A 17,889-nucleotide genomic window follows, 5' to 3' on the forward strand; every position below is an offset into this window, starting at 1 on the left:
GCCGGTAAACATTGGGCGACGGGTCAGCGCGGGGCGTTGTCGCCGCGCAGCACGCGCTGGACGAGGTCGTCGCGGAGCTGGCCGTAGCCGGTCTCGGCCCAGACGCTCCGGGACGGGTCGGCCTCGTAGTAGGGGACCTCCCGGCCGTCGCGGGTGTCGGTGAGGACCTCTGGGGGGCGCTTCTCGCGGGCTGCGCGGGCGCAGGGGCGGCACGTGCGGACGCTCAGCCGTTTGCGGGAGCCGAGGGGGCGCCAGTCGAGGTCGCTTGTGGCGTCGCCGTGGAGCGGGTTGAAGAAGCACAGCGGGACCGGGGGGATCTCGGGACGCCCCTTCGCGACGGCCTGCGCGGAGGCGAGGGCGTCGCGGCCCTGGTCGAGCAGGACCAGGACGCCGGCCAGGTCGGGGACGCCGCGTGCCGCGTCGAGCGTCTTCCCGGCGGCCTGGTAGGCGTCCAGGGCGCGGGCCATCAGCGCGCGGGTCCGCTCGCCCGAGGTCGGGACGGTGCTCTCGTCCAGCAGCTCCCCGAACGCGATGACCTCGCGGGACGCCTGCTCGCGGAGCTGGTCCTCGGTGGCGCGGTTCGCCGTGGCGAACACCGTGCGGGGCATCAGCAGGCCCTCGCCCTCGCGGCGGACGGAGGCCATCCGCCTGCGCCGCCACAGCAGGAACCCGGCGACGCCGGCCACGGCGACGCCCGCCGCGCCCGCTCCGACGGGCAGCGCGAGCCCGCCCCCGTCCCCGCCGCGCTCGGGCCGGGGGGTGCCGTGCCGGGCGTTGTAGCGCTTGTCGATCTCGGCGGAGACCCGGTCGTACTCCTGCTGGCCGGTGCCGGAGACGATGAGGTCGGCGATGCGGGACAGCCGGGCGGCGAGCGGCGCGTCGTCCATGGCGCGGTCCAGCGCGACCGCCCAGGCGGCGCGGTCGGCCCGGTGGTCGCCGCCCCATTCGCGCGCCTTCAGGTCCCCGCTGTCGTCGTCGAGGGTGATGAAGATCCCGTCGCGGCCGAGGCGGTCGTGGACGACGGTCGCCAGCTGCTCGGCGTCCGTCCACGTGCCGCCCTTGACCAGGGGCACCAGCACGACGTAGACCGGCGCGGGCGCCTTGCGGAACTTGGCGATGAGCGCGCGACGCTCCGCCGGGGGCAGCGCGGAGGCCAGGGAGGGGTCGACGTGGATCGGGGAGCGCCGCAGAGCGGCGGCCAGCCGTTCGCCGGGGGACGGTTCAGTCGACACCGAGGTACCTCATCACACGGGGGAGGAAGGTCTTGCCGCGGGCGCCCCACGCCGTGTCGCGCCACACGCCCGGGACGAGGGTGTGCGGGCGGCGCCCGTCCGGCCCCGGGATCCGCAGGAGGCGCCGCTCGTCCAGGCCGCCCCGCTCGGCGAGCCGCCGGCAGTCCTCGCAGAGCGGGAGCTGCTTGGGCAGGGCGCCGTCCCTCATGTCCAGCTTCGGGACGCGCCTGCGCACGACCGACCCGCCGTGCAGCGGGTTCACCAGGCACGGGGGCGGCGGGGACTCGGCGTCGCGGGTGAGGGCGACGCGTCCCTGGCGGGCCAGGACGATCGCGCCGACCAGATCGATCGCCTTGGAGTCGTCGTTCTTGGCGTCGTCGTACAGGATCTGGGCGGCGTCGTAGGCGGAGACGGCGTAGGGGCGTCCCCGCTCGGCTCCGGTCGTGGTGAGCAGGCGGCGAAGCGCCCCGAGGTCCTTCGCCCCGTGGCGGTGGAGCCAGCGCACGCTCGGTTCGGTGCGCGCCGGGGCCTGCCGTCCGGCCTTCCGCCGTACGGGGGAGCGCGACCGCCCGCCCCGGCGCAGCGCCAGGACGCCGAGGCCCAGCCAGTACAGCACGGCGGCGCCCGCCGGCCCCGCCAGCAGGAGGCCGGTCAGCAGCGGGGCCTTGATCTCGGGCTCGGCGGGCGTGAGCGCGTTCTCCTGCCCGAACGGGTCCGGGCTGGAGTACAACGTCGGCAGGGTGGGGGACGCCGAGGGCGCGGCCGCGTAGCCGTCCAGCCGCCGGACGATCCGGTCGGCGAGCCCGGTGAAGGGGCGCTCGTGGTCGCGGGGCGCCGCGTCCCCCGGCTCCTCGTCCAGCGGGGAGGGGCCCCGGCGCGGCACGTTGAACGCCTCGGACTCCAGTCGGCCGTGCGCATCGGCCATCACGTAGAGGCCGTCGCGCCGCGACCGCTCGTGCAGCATGAACAGGAACGCGTCGTCGCGGCCCTGCGCCTCCGACTCGCCGGGGTTCGGGATCACCACCACGTACGCCGGTGTGCCGAGCCGCCTCGCCGCCGTGCCGACGGCCGTGCGGAGCCGGGCGCGGTCGGCTTCGCCGAGCGCCTGCGCGACGTCGGGGTCGACGAAGAGCGGATCCTTGGCGAGCGCGGCGCCCACCCGGTCGAGCCGGTGGTAGGCGTGCGGGGGCGGTCCGTCCGCGGCGGCGGTACCGGGCCGCCCCGCGAGCGCTGTGAATACGAGTGCGAGGGCGGCGAGCACCGCCGGGACCCGCCTCATCGGCGCGCCTTCGCGGTGTTCTTCCTCGGCGGCCTCTTCGGCCGCCTGGAGCGCAGGACGCGGCGGCGGACCAGCAGCCCGAGGATCGATCCCCCGCTCAGCGCGGCGGCGCCGCCGAACACGCTCCACTCGACGCGGGCCGCGCGCCGGTCCGCCGCGTCGTCGGCGTCCAGCGCTTCGCGGACCTTCGACTTCGGCGCCGGACGCGGATGGTCGCGGCGCTCCCTCGCGTGTCCGGACAAGGCGATGTCCACGAACCGGGCGATCACGTCCGGCGCGCTCGCGTCGTAGGCGGTCTCGAAGTCCGCCGCCTGCCAGGCGTCCTCCAGCGGCAGGCGGCGGGCGCCGCCGAACTGCCGGACCTCTCCGTCGCCGCCGGACGGGGCGACCACGATGTAGATCCCGTCCTTGCGCAGGCGGTCGCGGAGCAGCGCCGCGAGTGAGTCGGCGGGGTTCTCCTGGCCGACTCCCACGGTCGGCGTCACCGCCACGTACGAGGGTGCGCCGAGCCGGGCGACGGACGCCCTGATCCGGGCGGCGGCGTCGGGGGGCAGCACGCGGGGCGCGTGGTCGGTGACGTACACGGGATCGCGCCGGAGCGCGGCGGCGATGGCGTCGGCGCGGCCCACCGGTTCGGCGCGTGCCGGCGGGGGTGCCGCACCGGCCGGGCGGGCGAGCAGGACGGCCCCCACCAGCCCCGCCATGAGAACCGACCACCCTCGCCACATGGCCCCGGAGTGTAGTGATGATCGTGCTGTGCGAGGAAAGCCGCACCGGGGCGGGCGATCCCCCGACCGGGGGAAGCCGGGCTCACCCGTGAATCCCACGAAACCGGTGTCCGGCTACCCGCGGGTCATTGGATAGGGTCTGAGGTGGGGATCAACCCCGGATCGACCGTAGGTAACAGCCCGGCTGGCACCGGGCGATACGACGTACGAGGAGAGCCGTTCCGTGACCATCCGAGTAGGCATCAACGGGTTCGGCCGGATCGGCCGCAACTTCTACCGCGCGGTGAAGGCGTCCGGGGCCGACATCGAGGTCGTGGCGGTCAACGACCTGACGGACAACGCCACCCTCGCCCAGTTGCTGAAGTACGACAGCATCCTCGGCCGCTTCCCCGAGGACGTGCGCGCCACCGAGGACGAGATCGTCGTGGGCGGCAAGGCCATCAAGGCCTTCGAGGAGCGCGACCCCGCGAACCTCAAGTGGAGCGAGGTCGGCGCCGACATCGTCGTGGAGTCCACCGGCTTCTTCACCGACGCCAACAAGGCCCGGGTGCACGCCGACAACGGCGCCAAGAAGGTGATCATCTCGGCGCCGGCCAAGAACGAGGACCTCACCGTCGTCCTCGGCGTCAACGAGGACAAGTACGACCCGGCGAACCACACGGTGATCTCCAACGCGTCCTGCACCACCAACTGCCTGGCCCCGCTGGCCAAGGTGCTGCACGACAGCTTCGTCATCGAGAAGGGCCTGATGACGACGATCCACGCCTACACGCAGGACCAGAACCTGCAGGACGCCCCGCACAAGGACCTGCGCCGCGCCCGCGCCGCCGCGCTGAACGTGGTGCCCACCTCCACCGGCGCCGCCAAGGCGATCGGCCTGGTGCTGCCGGAGCTGAAGGGCAAGCTCGACGGCTACGCCCTGCGCGTCCCGGTGCCGACGGGCTCGGCCACCGACCTCACCGCCGAGCTGTCCCGCGAGGTGACGGTCGAGGAGGTCAACGAGGCGTTCAAGGCCGCCGCCGAGGGCCCGCTGAAGGGCTACCTCACCTACACCGAGGACCCGATCGTCTCCAGCGACATCGTCACCGACCCGGCGTCCTGCATCTTCGACTCCGGCCTGACCAAGGTCATCGGCGACCAGGTGAAGGTCGTCGGCTGGTACGACAACGAGTGGGGCTACTCCAACCGCCTCGTCGACCTCGTCAAGCTCGTCGGCTCGCAGCTGTAACCGAAGCCGCCACCGCCGTGGCCGCGCGACGCGCGGCCACGGCGCGGCCGTGTACGGAAGGACACCGCATCCCGATGCGCACCATTGACGATCTCGACGTCGCCGGCCGGCGCGTCCTGCTGCGGGCGGACCTCAACGTCCCGCTGGAGGGCTCTGACCCCCCTCCGGGGGGTGTGGGGGGTCGTCCCCCCACAACGATGCAGATCACCGACGACGGGCGGATCCGGGCCAGCCTGCCGACGATCGAGGCGCTGCGGGCCCGGGGCGCCAAGGTCATCGTCTGCGCCCACCTCGGCCGCCCCAAGGGGGAGGTCAAGCCCGAGTTCTCGCTCGCGCCGGTCGCCGCCCGCCTGGGCGAGCTGCTGGGCGCGGAGGTGGCGTTCGCCTCCGACGTCGTCGGCGAGTCGGCCCAGGCCGTCGCGGGCGGCCTCGCGGACGGCGGCGTCGCCCTGTTGGAGAACCTGCGCTTCGAGCCGGGCGAGACCAGCAAGGACGACGCCGAGCGCGGCGCCCTCGCCGACCGGCTGGCCGCCCTCGCCGAGGTCTACGTCGGGGACGGCTTCGGCGCCGTGCACCGCAAGCACGCGTCGGTCTACGACGTGCCGAAGCGGCTCCCGCACGCCGCGGGCGGGCTGATCGCCGCCGAGGTCGAGGTGCTGCGCAAGCTCACCGAGGACGTCGCGCGCCCCTATGCGGTCGCGCTCGGCGGGTCCAAGGTGTCCGACAAGCTCGGGGTCATCGACAACCTGCTCGGCAAGGCCGACCGCATCCTGATCGGCGGCGGCATGGTGTTCACCTTCCTCAAGGCGCAGGGCCACGAGGTCGGCAAGAGCCTCCTGGAGGAGGACCAGCTCGGCACCGTCCGCGAGTACCTGCGGCGGGCCGAGGAGTCCGGCGTCGAGTTCGTGCTGCCGGTCGACATCGTCGCGGCCGCCGCGTTCGCCGCCGACGCCGACCACGACGTGGTCCCCGCCGACGCGATCCCGGCCGACCGGCTGGGCCTGGACATCGGGCCCGAGTCCGGCAAGCTGTTCGCCTCCCGCCTCGCCGACGCCAGGACGGTGTTCTGGAACGGCCCCATGGGCGTGTTCGAGATGGAGCCCTACTCGCACGGCACCCGCGCCGTCGCGCAGGGCCTCATCGACTCCGGCGCGTTCACCGTGGTCGGCGGCGGCGACTCCGCCGCGGCCGTCCGGCGGCTCGGCTTCGACGAGGCGGCCTTCTCCCACATCTCGACCGGCGGCGGCGCCAGCCTGGAGTACCTCGAAGGCAAGACGCTGCCCGGCCTGCAAGCCCTGGAGGACTGACCGATGGCCCCCGCGACCCCGCAGACCGGCCGTAAGCCGCTCATGGCCGGCAACTGGAAGATGAACAACAACCACCTCGAGGCGATCGCGCTCGTCCAGAAGATGGCGTTCGCGCTCAAGGACGCCGACCACGACGCCGTCGACGTCGCCGTGATCCCGCCGTTCACGGCGCTGCGCTCGGTGCAGACGCTGATCGAGGCCGACAAGTACGCGATCCAGTACGGCGCGCAGGACGTCTCCCAGCACGCGTCCGGCGCCTACACCGGCGAGATCTCCGCGGCGATGCTCGCCAAGCTCGGCTGCACCTACGCCGTCGTCGGGCACTCCGAGCGGCGCCAGTACCACGCCGAGGACGACGCGGTCGTCAACGCCAAGGCCAAGGCCGCCCTCGTCGCCGACCTCACCCCGATCCTGTGCGTCGGCGAGGGCCTGGAGGTCCGCAAGGCCGGCGAGCACGTCCCGCACGTCCTCGCGCAGGTCGACGGCGGGCTGGAGAAGATCCCCGCCGACCAGGTGCGGCGCACCGTGATCGCCTACGAGCCGGTCTGGGCGATCGGCACCGGCGAGGTCGCCACCCCGCAGGACGCGCAGGAGGTCTGCGCCGCCATCCGTACGCGGCTCGCCGAGCTGTACGACGGCGGAGTGGCCGACGAGGCGCGTATCCTGTACGGCGGCTCGGTCAAGGGCGGCAACGTCGCCGGGATCATGGCGCAGGCCGATGTGGACGGCGCCTTGGTCGGTGGTGCCAGCCTGGACCCGGGCGAGTTCGTCAAAATCTGCCGGTACCGGGATCTGCCGGTCTGATCAAAACTGATCAATTCCGTGTGAACCAGGGGTTCTTGCCGAACCAGCGAAGACTTCGTCGTACCCTTCGTAGCTGACGGGTAAACGCCCGGTCCGGCCCGACCCTCCGTCCTGAACTACAGACAAGGCGCTGAAGAAACGTGATCATCGCAACGTCCATCGTGCTCATCGTCACGAGCCTGCTGATGGTGGTCCTCGTCCTGATGCACAAGGGCAAGGGCGGCGGCCTGTCCGACATGTTCGGCGGCGGCGTCTCGTCGTCCCTCGGAGGGTCCTCGGTGGTCGAGCGCAACCTCGACCGGCTGACCATCGGCGTCGGCGTGGTCTGGTTCGCCGCGGTCATCGTGCTCGGACTGCTGTTCAAGCACAAGGGCGTCGGCTGAGCCGCCCGTTCAACACATGCGAGCGCCGCGCCGTCCTCGAAGGTCACGGGCGGCGGCGGAACACCAAGCGAGGAGTAATCCGTGGGTAGTGGCAACGCGATTCGGGGCAGCCGTGTCGGGGCCGGTCCGATGGGAGAGGCGGAGCGCGGCGACGCCGCCCCCCGCGTCTGGGTGACCTTCTACTGCGCCAACCGGCACGAGACCCGCCCCAGCTTCGCGACGGACGTCGCGGTGCCCGAGACGTGGGACTGCCCGCGCTGCGGGTTCCCCGCCGGCCAGGACTCCGAGAACCCCCCGGCCCCGCCGAAGACGGAGCCCTACAAGACCCACCTCGCGTACGTGAAGGAGCGGCGCAGCGACGAGGACGGCGAGGCCATCCTCGAGGAGGCGCTCGCCAAGCTCCGGCAGAAGCGCGCCGCCGTCAAGCAGGCCATGGAGGCCGCGGCCCGCTGACGCCGGCCGCAGCGGCACCGTGCGGCCCGGTCCCGGAGAGGGGCCGGGCCACACGTCTTTCCGGACCGGGGCCGCTCCCGCGGAGTCAGCAGTGCGGCGCGCAGAGGCGGCGGGCGGTGGCCTGCCCGAAGATCCGCAGGATGTCCTGCGGGGCGTGCGCGGTGTAGACGCTGCCGCCGGTCGCGTCCGCGATCCCGCGCAGTTCGGCGGTGTCCACGTCCGGGCCGAACCCGACCACGATGATCTGCACCGGCCGGGCCGGGTCGCGCTCCGCGCGCAGGGCCGCCAGCGTCGCGGGGAGCGTCGGGCCGTCCGGGTCGTCGTCACGGCCGTCGGTGAACACCAGCACGGTGTTGACCATCTCCGGCCGGTACGTGCGGCGCATGTACCGGACGGCGGCCAGCAGCGTGTCGTACAGGCCCGTGCCGCCGTCCGGCCGCGGGCGCAGCGCCGCCAGCGCGCCGAGGATCCGCTGCCGGCGGGTCGCGGACCCGATCCGGCCTCCGAGCGGGCCCATCGGCACGTTCTCGTGCCAGTCCCGGACGCCGTCCAGCCGCGTCGAGAAGATCCACTGGGCGAGCTCGGTGTCGTCCGGCTGGAGCGCGAGGCCCTGCCGCGACGCCTGCGCGATCGCCTGCATCCGGGTGAGGCCGGTGCCGGGCACGCGCTGCGCCATCGACCCGGACACGTCGATCAGCGACAGCATCCGCGAGGCGAGCGCCAGCCGCGCCCACGCCTGCGCGACCCGCTCGACGTCGGCTCCCGCCGGGGCGGGCAGCTCCGGCGGACGCGCCGCCGCCACGCCGGCGGCCTCGGCGAACGCCGCGGGAGGGGCTCCGTCCGGGTCCCGGAAGCCGCGGGACCGGAACGCCTCGCGGGCGGCGCCGGACCGCAGCGCCCGCGCGAACAGCCGCGCGGCCGGATCGGCGGACGGCAGCGTGACCGGATAGTCCAGGAAGAGGGTGCCGTCGGGCGGGTAGACGGCCTCCGCCGGCTCGGACGGGTCCGCGCGGTCGTGCGCCCACACGGCCTGCTCCGACGTCACCAGGACGGGGACGCGGCCGGACTCGCGGCGGGCGAGGGCGGAGAACTGCGCCGAGGCGTCGGGCGTGACGTGCTGGCGCACGTCCCGCGCGAACGCCGCGAACGGCGCGGACGCCTTCCCGTACCGTGCGTCGACCATGAGCAGCGACGCCAGGCCCGTGCCGGTGCGCGCCGGGTCGGCCACCGTCAGCCGGAACGACCGGGACTCCCGCGTCCCGGGCACGGCCGCGTCCAGCACCTTCCGCCACGGCCCGGCCGCGCGGCCGGCCTCGGCGCGGGGCAGCGCCGCCACCAGCGGGGAGCGGGCGAGGGACCCGGCGGCGGGCGGCGGCGCCTCCAGCAGGCGCAGCCACAGCGACGAGTCGGGGATCCACACGTCCGGGCGGCGGACGCCCGCGCCGGGCGGGATCTCGCCCGCCAGCAGCGCCCGCACTCCGGCGGGGCCCGCCGCCCGCACGGCGACCCGCACGCAGCGGCCCCGGACCCGGTGCCCCCGGCGGTTGAACTCGGCGCCCACCGCCGAGACCGCCCCGGCGATCTCGGGCGCGGCGGCGACGTCGAGCCCCCGCACGGGTCCGGAGCAGCCCGGGGTCTCCGACAGCGCGTACACCGAGGTGCCGAGCACGGCCGCGACGACCGCCCCGCTCACCGCCGCGCCCGCCGTCACCGCGCGCCGGCGCCCCCGCCGGCCGGTCCCTCGATGCGCTCCGCCCACGTCCGACCTCGACTCCCCGCCGACCCTGGCTCCCGCACCGGCGGCGACTCGCGCGGCCGGCCTCTGTGAGCCGCCCATTGTCGGACCCACCGGTCCCACCGGCATCGGCAGAATCGCCGGTCTCCCCGGCGGCGCCTCGGCGGGCCCCTCTGACCAGCGTCGATATGTGCGCGCGTATGGCGGCACGAGCGATATCCATATTGGACGCCGCGAGTGCGGCTCTGGTCTGCTGAGCGGCGTCCGCCCTCCGCCCCGGGAAAGCAGGTGCCCCGCATGCCGTTCGAGCAGTCCGGCTCTTCCCGGCGGACGCTGCTGGCCGCCGCGGCTCTCCTGCCGCTGGCCGGATGCGCGGAGAGGGAACGACCGCCCTCCGCGGCGGCATCGCCGTCCGCACGGTCCCCGGACGTCTCGGCGGCCGTGCAGCCGGACGCGTCGCGGTTCGCGGCGCTCGAACGCCGGCACGGCGCCCGCCTCGGCGTGTACGCGGTGGCGACCCGGACCGGAGCCGAGGTGGCCTACGCGCCGACGAGCGCTTCGCGTTCTGCTCCACCTTCAAGGCGCTCGCCGCGGCGGCGGTCCTGCACGGCAATCCGCTCGCCCACCTCGACGAGCGCGTCACCTACACCCGGGCCGACGTGAACTCCATCTCACCGATCACCAAGGACCGCGTCGACACCGGCATGACGATCCGGGAGCTGTGCGACGCCGCCGTCCGCTACAGCGACGGCACGGCGGGGAACCTGCTGATGCGCGACGCCGGCGGCCCGGCAGGGCTCACCGCCTACCTGCGCGGGCTCGGCGACGCCGTCAGCCGCATGGACGACTACGAGCCCGAACTGAACAGGGTCCGCCCGGACGATCCCCGGGACACGACGAGCCCACGGGCGATCGCCGCCGACTACCGCGCGATCGTCCTCGGGGACGCGCTGGAGCCCGGGAAGCGCGCCCTGGTCCGCGGCTGGCTCGAACGCAGCGCCACCGCCGTCGGGGCCGAACGCGTCAAGGCCGGGCTGCCCCGGGGCTGGCGGACGGCGAGCAAGACCGGGACCGGCGACTACGGCAGGGCCAACGACATCGCGGTCGTGTGGCCTCCCCGGGGAGCTCCGCTGATGGTGGCCGTCATGACCGACCGTCCGGGGTACGGCACCCCGCCCAAGAACGCCCTGATCGCGGAGGCCGCGAAGCTGGTCGTCTCCGGCCTGTCGCGGGCAGGGCTGTGACGGTCTCCGCCCCCGCGTCGGGAACCGCACCCGCCCCCGCCCCGCCCGCTCCCGCGGCGGACCCGTCCGGTCGCCGCGTGATCGCGGCGGTCGTGGCGATCCAGCTGGCCGCGAGCCTCGGCTTCTTCTCGGTGATGGCGCACCTCGTCGCGCACCTCCGGCACGACCTGGGACTGCTGGCCGGCACGGTCGGCCTGGTCCTCGGCGTGCGGGTGGGGCTCCAGTTCGCGCTGCTCCTCCCGGTCGGCACGGTCACCGACCTGCTCGGCGCGCGCCGGACCGGGATGCTGTCCTGCGCCGTGCGCGCGCTGGGGTTCGCGATGCTCGGGTACGCCGAGGGCGTGGGCGCGCTGCTCTGCGCGGCCGTCGTCCTCGCGGTGGGCGGCGCCCTCTACAACCCCGCGGCCCACAGCCTGCTGGCGGCCGTCGGTCCCGGCGGAAGGTCCGGCGGCTTCGCCGCCTACGTCGTCGCCCAGCACCTGGCGACCGTCGCGGGCCCGCCGATGGGCCTGCTCCTCCTGGGGACGGGGGCAGGGTTCCCCCTCCTGACGGGCACCGCCGCCGCTCTCTGGACGGTCGCGGGCGCCCTGTTCCTGGTCGTGCCCCGGTCCGGCGCGAAGCGCGCCGCCGCGGGCCTCCGCGACGTCCTCGCGGGCGTCCGGGCGGTGCTCGGCGACCGGAGGTTCCTGTACTTCGCGCTGCTGACCGCGCCGACGACGCTGCTCGCGACCCACATCATGACGGCCGCGCCCCTCCTCGGCTTCAGGCCCGCGGTGGCGACGCTGTCCTTCTCCCTCCTGGCCATGGTGGCGGCGGCGGTCCAGCCCTTCGTCGCCGTCCGGCGGCGGGGGGAGCGGCCGTGGGTGCTGCGCCTCGGCCTGCTGTGCGCCGCGGCGGCGTTCTTCGTGCTCGCGGCGCTGGACGGCACGCAGGCCGGCCCGCTGATGGCCGCGGCCGTCCTCAACGGGGTGGCGAACGGCCTTGTCCAGCCGGCGGTCTTCCAGCGCACCGCGCGGCACGCCCCGGTGGAGCGCTTCGGCTCGTACTACGGCGTCCTGGCGTTCTGCGCCGGCATGTTCTCCTTCGCGGGCGACCTGGTGATCGGCCGTCTCTTCGATCTGGGGCCGGCGGGCGCGGTCTGGGCCCTCGCCGGGGTCGGCGCCTGCGCGCTCGTGGCCGTGGCGGGCACGGCCCGGGTCGAATAATCTTCGGGGAACGGGACATAAGGGCGCGGTTCCCGCGCGGGAGTTCGGCGTCCGCCGGGCAGTTCGGAGGAACCTCATGGACGCGGTCGACCAGGCGATCCTGCGGCGCCTGCAGCGCGACGGGCGGCAGACCAACCGCGAACTGGCCGAGGCGGTGGGGATCGCGCCGTCCACGGCCCTGGAGCGGACGCGGGCGCTGCGCGCGCGGGGCGTCATCACCGGGTTCCACGCGGCGGCCGACCTGGAGCGGCTGGGGCGCGGGGTGCAGGCGCTGATCTCCATCAGGATCCGGCCCCAGTCGCGCGAGGCCATCGAGTCCGCCCGCGACAGCATGGCCTCGATGCCCGAGACGATCGGGGTCTTCGTGGTGACCGGGAACGAGGACCTGCTCGTCCACGTGGCCGTGCCGAGCACCGCCTACCTCCGCGACTTCGTCCTCGACCGGCTGGCGCGCCGCAAGGAGTACGTGGACGTCCGCACCATCGTCGTGTACGACTACGTCCAGCCGGTGGAGCAGTCCGAACTTCCGTCGGCGCACCGGCCGGAAGGGCGAACGGCCTACACCTGACAGGCAGCGTTCCCCCGTGTGGTCGAAGGATTGACGGGTCCACGCGCCTGGGTCGAATGAAACGACGGCTGTGCACGCCATCTCCCGCATGTTCGCCTAGCTTCGGCGGCATGGAGCGACGAAACCATTCATCCGGTGCGCTGCTGGTGCTCGCCGCCGGCGTGCTCTGGGGGACGGTCGGGCCGGCGCAGGTGCTGGCCGGGCCGTCCGCGAGCCCGGTCGCGGTCGGCGGCGCCCGGATCCTCTCGGGCGGGCTCGTGCTCGCCGTCCTCGTCCTCGCGGCGGACCGCCGGGCGTTCCGCGCGCTGACCCGGCCGGCCTGGGCGCCGATCGCGGCTGCCTCCGCCGCGACCGGCACCTTCCAGGCGTCGTTCTTCAGCGCGGTCGACCGGACGGGCGCCGCCGTCGCGACCGCCGTGGTCTTCGGGCTCGCGCCCGTCTCGACAGGTCTCTGCGAACGGCTCGTCCTGCGGGCCGGGCTCAGCCGCCGCTGGTGGGCCGGGACGGCCTGCGCGGTCGGCGGCGTGGCCCTGCTGATGGTGCCGGGGCAGGCCGTCCACGCCGACCCCGCCGGGATCGCGCTGAGCCTTGTCGGCGGGACGTGCTTCGGCGTCTACACGGTGTCGGCCAAGGTCCTGACGGGCCGCGGCGCGGGGACGTCCGGCATGGCGATGGCGGCCGCGGTGTCGGTGACGCTGCTCGCCGGGGGAGCGGCCCTGCTGCCCTGGACGCTGCCGGAGCTGCCGGCGCTCGCCGCGCCGCGCTCGGCCGCGCTGGTGGCCTGGCTCGGGATCGCCGCCACCGCCGCCGCGTACATGTTCTTCGTCACCGGCCTCGGGCGGGTGTCCGCCGCGACCGCCGGGACGCTCAGCCTCGCCGAGCCGCTCGTCGCCACCGGCCTCGCCGTCGCGGTCCTCGGCGAGCGGATGCCGCCGCCCGTCGCGGCCGGGTCGCTGCTGCTGATGGGCGGTCTGTTCCTGGTCTCGGTGCCCGAGCGCGCCCGGCGCGGACGCGGGGCGGCCCGGTATGATGGCGCCCACGCGACTGGCGCAGTCAAGGTGGAGACGACCACCGGGGAGCGAAAGTAGTCCGCACACCGCGCGCCTGGGTGTACGGGTCCCCTTCGCCGGGGCGCCCGAAGCCCTGGCGCGAACAGCGCGGAGGCTCACGATGCACGAACCGGCCGTACCCCGTCTGCAGGGCCAGGACCCCGAGATCGCGGAGCTGGTGGAGGCCGAGGCCCGGCGCCAGTACGAGAAGATCCGGCTGATCGCCTCGGAGAACTACGTGTCGGAGGCGGTGCTGGAGGCCGCGGGCACGGTCCTGACCAACAAGTACTCCGAGGGCTACGCGGGCAAGCGCTACTACGAGGGCCAGCAGAACGTCGACCCCATCGAGCTGCTCGCCATCGAGCGGGCGAAGGGCGTGTTCGGCGTCGAGCACGCCAACGTCCAGCCCTACTCGGGCTCGCCCGCCAACCTCGCGGTCTACATGGCGTTCCTGGAGCCGGGCGACGCGGTCATGGGCCTGTCGCTGCCGATGGGCGGCCACCTCACGCACGGCTGGTCGGTGTCGGCCACCGGCAAGTGGTTCCGGCCCGTCCGCTACGACGTGCGGGCCGACACCGGCCGGATCGACATGGACCAGGTGCGCGACCTCGCGCTCAAGGAGCGGCCGAAGCTGATCTGGTGCGGCGGCACCGCGATCCCGCGCACGATCGACTTCCCGGCGTTCGCCGAGATCGCCCGGGAGGCCGGCGCGGTGCTGGCCGCCGACATCGCGCACATCGCGGGCCTGGTCGCCGGCGGCGCGCACCCGTCCCCGGTCGGGCACGCGGACGTCATCACCACGACCACGCACAAGACGCTGCGCGGCCCCCGCGGCGCCATGATCATGTCGACGGCGGAGCACGCGAAGGCGGTCGACAAGGCCGTCTTCCCCGGCCTGCAGGGCGGGCCGCACAACCACACGACGGCCGCGATCGCCGTGGCGCTGAAGGAGGCGGCGCGGCCGGACTTCGCCGGGTACGCCCGGCAGGTCGTCGCCAACGCCAAGGTGCTGGCCGCCGCGCTGCTGGACCGCGGCTACGACCTGATCTCCGGCGGCACCGACAACCACCTCATCCTCATCGACCTCACGACCAAGGGCGTGGCGGGCAAGCCCGCCGCGCAGGCGCTCGACCGCGCCGGCATCGAGCTCAACTACAACGCCGTCCCCTTCGACCCGCGCAAGCCGTTCGACCCGTCGGGGCTGCGGCTCGGCACCGCCGCGATCACCACCCGGGGGCTCGGCGAGGAGCACATGCCGCAGGTCGCGGCGTGGATCGACGAGGTCGTCCAGGCCGCCGCCAAGGAGGACGAGACGGTCCTGGACCGGGTCGCCGGGCAGGTCCGCGAGCTGCTCGCCGCCTACCCGATGCCGGGCTGGCGGTCCGCGCCCTGACGCTCAGCGCGGGCGCAGCAGCGTGATCATGCGCCAGGCCTCGGGGTCGGCGAGGGGCACCGCGTCCTCGCCGGCCCCGAAGTCGCCGTACTGCGCCGCCACCTCCAGACCGCCCGCGAGGCGGATCGCGGCGTCCAGCTCGGTGGCCGTCCAGAACCGGTAGGGCACGACGTCGCGGACGACCCGCGACTCCGCGCCCTCCCCGGTGATGGTCATCGTGACGTGGTCGTCGGCGATCTGGGTGACCGGGTCCAGCCGGTCGGACGGCTCGCCCCAGCGCACGCTCGCCCGGACGCCGTCCCGCTCGACCGTCCACCCGGTGCTGACGCTCGGGTCGTCGCCCAGCCGGTCGCGGGGATGCGACATCTCGACGACGTAGAGGCCGCCGGGGGACAGGTGCGCGGCGGCGCGGCGCAGGTGCGCCACGAACGCGTCCAGCGTCATGAGGTGGGACGTGGAGTCCAGCATGGTCGCGATGAGGTCGAACCGGCGGCCCAGCGCGAACCGCGTCATGTCGCCCTCGACGACCTCCAGCGCGACGCCGGCCTTCTCGGCCTCGCGGGCGGCGTAGGCGCACATCCGCGGGTTGAGGTCGAGCGCCGTCGCCGCCAGGCCGCGGCGGGCGAACTCGCGGGCGTGCTCGGCGGGGCCGGCGGCCAGCTCCAGCGCCGTGCGGGGGGCGAGGCCCTGCTCGGCGCACCAGCCGAGGAGCACCTCCACCTCGGCCGGCACGTCGCGGAACGAGCACGCCAGCTCGTACGCCCAGGGGTCGTCATATACGCCGCTCACCCGCCCATCCTGCCAGCGCCCCCGGCTCGGCGGGACGGCCGTCCAGGCGCAGCCTGATCTCCACGACCGCGGTGTCCTCGGTGCGCCGGGTCCGCCCGCCGAGCGAGGTCAGCAGCCGCCGCATCCGGGCGTTCTCGCTCAGCGCGGTCGCGCGCACCTCCACCAGGCCGCGGTCCCGGGCCAGCGCGAGCAGCAGCACGGCGAGGCCGCGGCCGAGCCCGCGGCCCTGCCAGGCGTCCTCGACCAGGAACGCCACCTCCGCGGCGCCCGGATCGCGGACGAGGACCAGGTGGGCGAGCGCCAGCAGCGACCCGTCCGGGCCCTCGGCGACCAGCGTCATGCCGCGCGAGGGGTCGCAGAACCGCTCGAACGCCCGCCGCGGCGGATACGGCTTGGGGCTGAAGTAGCGCATCCGGCGGCTGTCCAGCGAGCAGCGCTCGTGCAGCGCCCGCACGGTGTCCGCGTCGCGCCGCTCGATCGGCCGGACGACCACCTGCGTGCCGTCGCGCAGCGCGATCCGCCGGGACGCGCAGGGACGCGGCACGGTGGGAAGCGCGGCGCGAACCAGCGCGTCCGCCCGCGCCGCCTCGGTCGCGGTGAACGGCAGGCCCACGCGGCGGAGCCGGACCGAGCGGCCGCGCACCGGGACGAGGAGGTCGCACCGGTCGGGCTCCCCGTCCTCCCCGCCGGGTGAGTGCCAGCGCGCGTCGTCGGCGCGCAGCAGCTCCCCGAGGATCTCGGGCACCGCGTGCGGTTCGGCGCGGAGGCGCGACGCCAGGACGAGGACGCGGGTCGGCTCGTCCACCAGCTCGTGGGGGCGGGCGGGCAGGACGGCGGTCCGGGTCCCGCCCGCCGCGCCCAGCGCCTCGGCGAGGGCGCGCGCGTCCGGACCGCCGGGCGGGACGTCGACGACGAACTCGTCCACCACCCCGCCCGAGTCGAGCTGGACGGACAGCCCGAGGATGTTGGCGCCGCGCCGGGCCAGCGCGGCCGTGAGGGAGGCGAGGCGGCCGGGCCGGTCCTCGATCTCGGTGCGGATGCGGAGCAGCGGCATGGGACGTTCCCTCCGGGGCCCGGTCGCCCCGCTCGTGTCCGGTGCGGTCGCGGACCAGGCTCGCCGACGCGTGTTACGCGGCCGCTACGTCATCGTGTGCCAGGGGTTTCACATTTCGGACGGGGGTTGAGCCGCCCGCCCCGAGCGCCTAGCGTGCGGGGAGTGATCGACCCCGTGAGCGGTGAGCACGTCAACGACCGACCGCGGCGCGGCCCGTCCCCGACGCGGCTCCCGCTGCTCCTCCCCGGTTCGCTCAGCGACGAGCAGCGGGCCGTCTACGAGGCGGTGACGGGCGGGCCCCGCGCCGGCGACCGCAACCCGCCCTTCGCCCTGGCCGACGACATCGGCCGGCTCCAGGGCCCGTTCAACGCGATGCTCTACAGCCCTCCCGTCGGCCTGCCGCTCCAGGACCTCGGCGCGGCGCTGCGCTTCCGCACCGGGTTCACCAAGCGCGAGCGGGAGATCGCGACGCTCGTCGTGGCCGCGCACCTGCGCTCCGACTTCGAGTGGTACGCCCACGAGCGCATCGGGCGCCGGCAGGGGCTCGCCGACGAGGAGATGGACGCGCTGCGCGAGGGCCGGGCCCCGATGCTCGCCGACGTCCGCGAGCGCGTCGTGCACGAGGCGGCGCGGCAGCTCGTGGCCGAGGGCGACCTCGCCGACGCCGTGTACACCGAGGCGGTGGCGACGCTCGGCCGCACCGCCCTGGTCGAGCTGGTCGCGCTCGTCGGCTACTACCAGGCGCTCGCGCTGCAGCTGCGCGTGTTCCGGGTCGGGGTCCCGGACGGCGAGGCCGCCCCCGAGTGGCCCCCTTCGGGGGACGGGGATGAGTGAGGTCCTGCGCACGGTGCGACTCGCCCTGCACCCGGTGTCGATGCGCGACCACGGCGCCCTGCTGACGCACTGGACGGGCCCCCTCGTCCGCCGGCACCTGTTCGACGACCGGGTGGTCACCCCCGTGCAGGTCAGCGAGATCATCGAGGCCAGCGAGCGGGACTTCGCGACCGAGGGCTACGGGCTGTGGGCGCTGCGCCCCGCGCCCTGGTCCCCGGGCGCCGGCGCGGCGGCGCCGGGCGACCCGCTGGTCGGCGTGGCCGGGCTCAGCCACCACGAGGGGCCGCTCGGCCACGGCGTGGACGTCGAGATCCTCTACAGCCTGGAGCCCGACCACTGGGGCCGGGGGCTGGCCGCCGAGGCGTCCCGCGCCGTCCTGGACTACGCGTTCGGGGTGGTCGGCGTGCGCCGGATCACCGCCGAGATCGACACGGCCAACCCCGCGTCGTCGGAGATCGCGCTGCAGCTCGGGATGCGCCGGTGGCGGGACGGCCCGAGCGGCCCCGACGGCGCCGCCTACTATGCGGCCGAACGCTCGCGCTGGATCGGATCCCGTCGAATTGTGGACGCCGTACCCTAGAATCCGTTGCCGACTGTTGCTTTT

The 17,889-nt window shown here is 74.8% G+C and carries 16 protein-coding genes, 2 pseudogenes and 1 riboswitch; of the genes and pseudogenes, 12 read left to right on the forward strand and 6 right to left on the reverse strand.

Translation table 11 applies throughout. The features are described from left to right. Positions 1–23: 23 nt before the first annotated feature. Genes K4S16_RS07425 through K4S16_RS44255 form a run of 3 tightly spaced genes read right to left on the reverse strand, consistent with a single transcriptional unit; the run spans position 24 to position 3,239 of the window. A complete protein-coding gene (locus tag K4S16_RS07425; protein ID WP_149258127.1) occupies positions 24–1,232 on the reverse strand; it encodes a hypothetical protein in 1,209 nt (402 codons plus the stop codon). Beyond that, complete coding sequence (locus K4S16_RS44250) at positions 1,222–2,511, reverse strand: hypothetical protein (RefSeq protein WP_160160863.1); 1,290 nt, start codon at positions 2,509–2,511, stop codon at positions 1,222–1,224. The genes K4S16_RS07425 and K4S16_RS44250 overlap by 11 nt, the downstream gene beginning before the upstream one ends. Further along, positions 2,508–3,239, reverse strand: a complete 732-nt coding sequence (locus K4S16_RS44255) for a hypothetical protein (RefSeq protein ID WP_160160864.1) — start codon at positions 3,237–3,239, stop codon at positions 2,508–2,510. The genes K4S16_RS44250 and K4S16_RS44255 overlap by 4 nt, the downstream gene beginning before the upstream one ends. Positions 3,240–3,462: 223 nt before the next feature. Between K4S16_RS44255 and gap the strand changes: the two genes are divergently transcribed. The 5 genes from gap (at position 3,463) to K4S16_RS07455 (ending at position 7,414) form a co-directional block, all read left to right on the forward strand. After that, positions 3,463–4,467 carry a type I glyceraldehyde-3-phosphate dehydrogenase gene (gap, locus tag K4S16_RS07435; protein WP_149258129.1) on the forward strand — a complete coding sequence of 335 codons (1,005 nt, stop codon included), beginning with the start codon at positions 3,463–3,465 and terminating at the stop codon, positions 4,465–4,467. A gap of 74 nt (positions 4,468–4,541) precedes the next feature. Further along, positions 4,542–5,774 (forward strand): phosphoglycerate kinase, encoded by a 1,233-nt coding sequence (locus tag K4S16_RS07440; RefSeq protein WP_149258130.1) that lies wholly within the window; start codon positions 4,542–4,544, stop codon positions 5,772–5,774. Between the two features lie 3 nt (positions 5,775–5,777). Continuing rightward, complete coding sequence (gene tpiA, locus K4S16_RS07445; RefSeq protein ID WP_149258131.1) at positions 5,778–6,578, forward strand: triose-phosphate isomerase; 801 nt, start codon at positions 5,778–5,780, stop codon at positions 6,576–6,578. Positions 6,579–6,718: 140 nt separating this feature from the next. Next, entirely contained in the window at positions 6,719–6,961 is a 243-nt protein-coding gene (gene secG, locus K4S16_RS07450; protein WP_149258132.1) for a preprotein translocase subunit SecG, read from the forward strand. Positions 6,962–7,042: 81 nt separating this feature from the next. After that, entirely contained in the window at positions 7,043–7,414 is a 372-nt protein-coding gene (locus K4S16_RS07455) for an RNA polymerase-binding protein RbpA (RefSeq protein WP_149258133.1), read from the forward strand. Positions 7,415–7,499: 85 nt separating this feature from the next. On the opposite strand, the gene K4S16_RS07460 is transcribed toward K4S16_RS07455, so the two are convergent. Further along, on the reverse strand, positions 7,500–9,107 hold the full coding sequence (locus K4S16_RS07460) for a substrate-binding and VWA domain-containing protein (RefSeq protein ID WP_160160865.1): 1,608 nt from the start codon (positions 9,105–9,107) through the stop codon (positions 7,500–7,502). Between the two features lie 339 nt (positions 9,108–9,446). On the opposite strand from K4S16_RS07460, the pseudogene bla reads away from it, so the two are divergent. The 5 genes and pseudogenes from bla (at position 9,447) to glyA (ending at position 14,608) form a co-directional block, all read left to right on the forward strand. Beyond that, a pseudogene (bla, locus tag K4S16_RS07465) lies at positions 9,447–10,393 on the forward strand (class A beta-lactamase). A 77-nt stretch (positions 10,394–10,470) separates the two neighbouring features. Further along, positions 10,471–11,598 (forward strand): MFS transporter, encoded by a 1,128-nt coding sequence (locus K4S16_RS07470; RefSeq protein WP_149258135.1) that lies wholly within the window; start codon positions 10,471–10,473, stop codon positions 11,596–11,598. 76 nt (positions 11,599–11,674) lie between these two features. After that, on the forward strand, positions 11,675–12,166 hold the full coding sequence (locus K4S16_RS07475) for an Lrp/AsnC family transcriptional regulator (RefSeq protein WP_149258136.1): 492 nt from the start codon (positions 11,675–11,677) through the stop codon (positions 12,164–12,166). Between the two features lie 110 nt (positions 12,167–12,276). Further along, positions 12,277–13,092 (forward strand): annotated as a pseudogene (locus tag K4S16_RS46900) (DMT family transporter); the annotation flags it as partial. Between the two features lie 104 nt (positions 13,093–13,196). Beyond that, a riboswitch (ZMP/ZTP riboswitch) is annotated at positions 13,197–13,283 on the forward strand. Positions 13,284–13,336: 53 nt separating this feature from the next. Then, on the forward strand, positions 13,337–14,608 hold the full coding sequence (glyA, locus tag K4S16_RS07485; RefSeq protein WP_149258138.1) for a serine hydroxymethyltransferase: 1,272 nt from the start codon (positions 13,337–13,339) through the stop codon (positions 14,606–14,608). 3 nt (positions 14,609–14,611) lie between these two features. Here glyA and K4S16_RS07490 read toward each other — a convergent pair whose 3' ends face one another. Beyond that, positions 14,612–15,397, reverse strand: a complete 786-nt coding sequence (locus K4S16_RS07490; protein ID WP_149258139.1) for a bifunctional 2-polyprenyl-6-hydroxyphenol methylase/3-demethylubiquinol 3-O-methyltransferase UbiG — start codon at positions 15,395–15,397, stop codon at positions 14,612–14,614. Continuing rightward, positions 15,381–16,451 carry a GNAT family N-acetyltransferase gene (locus tag K4S16_RS07495; RefSeq protein ID WP_149258140.1) on the reverse strand — a complete coding sequence of 357 codons (1,071 nt, stop codon included), beginning with the start codon at positions 16,449–16,451 and terminating at the stop codon, positions 15,381–15,383. Before K4S16_RS07495 ends, K4S16_RS07490 begins: the two co-directional genes overlap by 17 nt. A gap of 162 nt (positions 16,452–16,613) precedes the next feature. On the opposite strand from K4S16_RS07495, the gene K4S16_RS07500 reads away from it, so the two are divergent. Then, positions 16,614–17,285: a carboxymuconolactone decarboxylase family protein gene (locus K4S16_RS07500; RefSeq protein ID WP_149258141.1), complete on the forward strand. Its 672-nt coding sequence runs from the start codon at positions 16,614–16,616 to the stop codon at positions 17,283–17,285. Next, a complete protein-coding gene (locus tag K4S16_RS07505; protein ID WP_149258142.1) occupies positions 17,278–17,865 on the forward strand; it encodes a GNAT family N-acetyltransferase in 588 nt (195 codons plus the stop codon). The genes K4S16_RS07500 and K4S16_RS07505 overlap by 8 nt, the downstream gene beginning before the upstream one ends. Positions 17,866–17,889 lie beyond the last annotated feature (24 nt).

The organism is Actinomadura sp. K4S16 (assembly GCF_008327685.1).
Lineage (GTDB): Bacteria > Actinomycetota > Actinomycetes > Streptosporangiales > Streptosporangiaceae > Spirillospora.

Excerpts from the sequence above, each read along its gene's own strand:
- K4S16_RS44250 (WP_160160863.1), bottom strand. The coding sequence starts at position 2,511 with ATGAGGCGGGTCCCGGCGGTGCTCGCCGCCCTCGCACTCGTATTCACA.
- K4S16_RS44255 (WP_160160864.1), bottom strand. The coding sequence starts at position 3,239 with ATGTGGCGAGGGTGGTCGGTTCTCATGGCGGGGCTGGTGGGGGCCGTC.
- K4S16_RS07440 (WP_149258130.1), top strand. The coding sequence starts at position 4,542 with ATGCGCACCATTGACGATCTCGACGTCGCCGGCCGGCGCGTCCTGCTG.
- tpiA (WP_149258131.1), top strand. The coding sequence starts at position 5,778 with ATGGCCCCCGCGACCCCGCAGACCGGCCGTAAGCCGCTCATGGCCGGC.
- K4S16_RS07475 (WP_149258136.1), top strand. The coding sequence starts at position 11,675 with ATGGACGCGGTCGACCAGGCGATCCTGCGGCGCCTGCAGCGCGACGGG.
- glyA (WP_149258138.1), top strand. The coding sequence starts at position 13,337 with ATGCACGAACCGGCCGTACCCCGTCTGCAGGGCCAGGACCCCGAGATC.
- K4S16_RS07495 (WP_149258140.1), bottom strand. The coding sequence starts at position 16,451 with ATGCCGCTGCTCCGCATCCGCACCGAGATCGAGGACCGGCCCGGCCGC.
- K4S16_RS07505 (WP_149258142.1), top strand. The coding sequence starts at position 17,278 with ATGAGTGAGGTCCTGCGCACGGTGCGACTCGCCCTGCACCCGGTGTCG.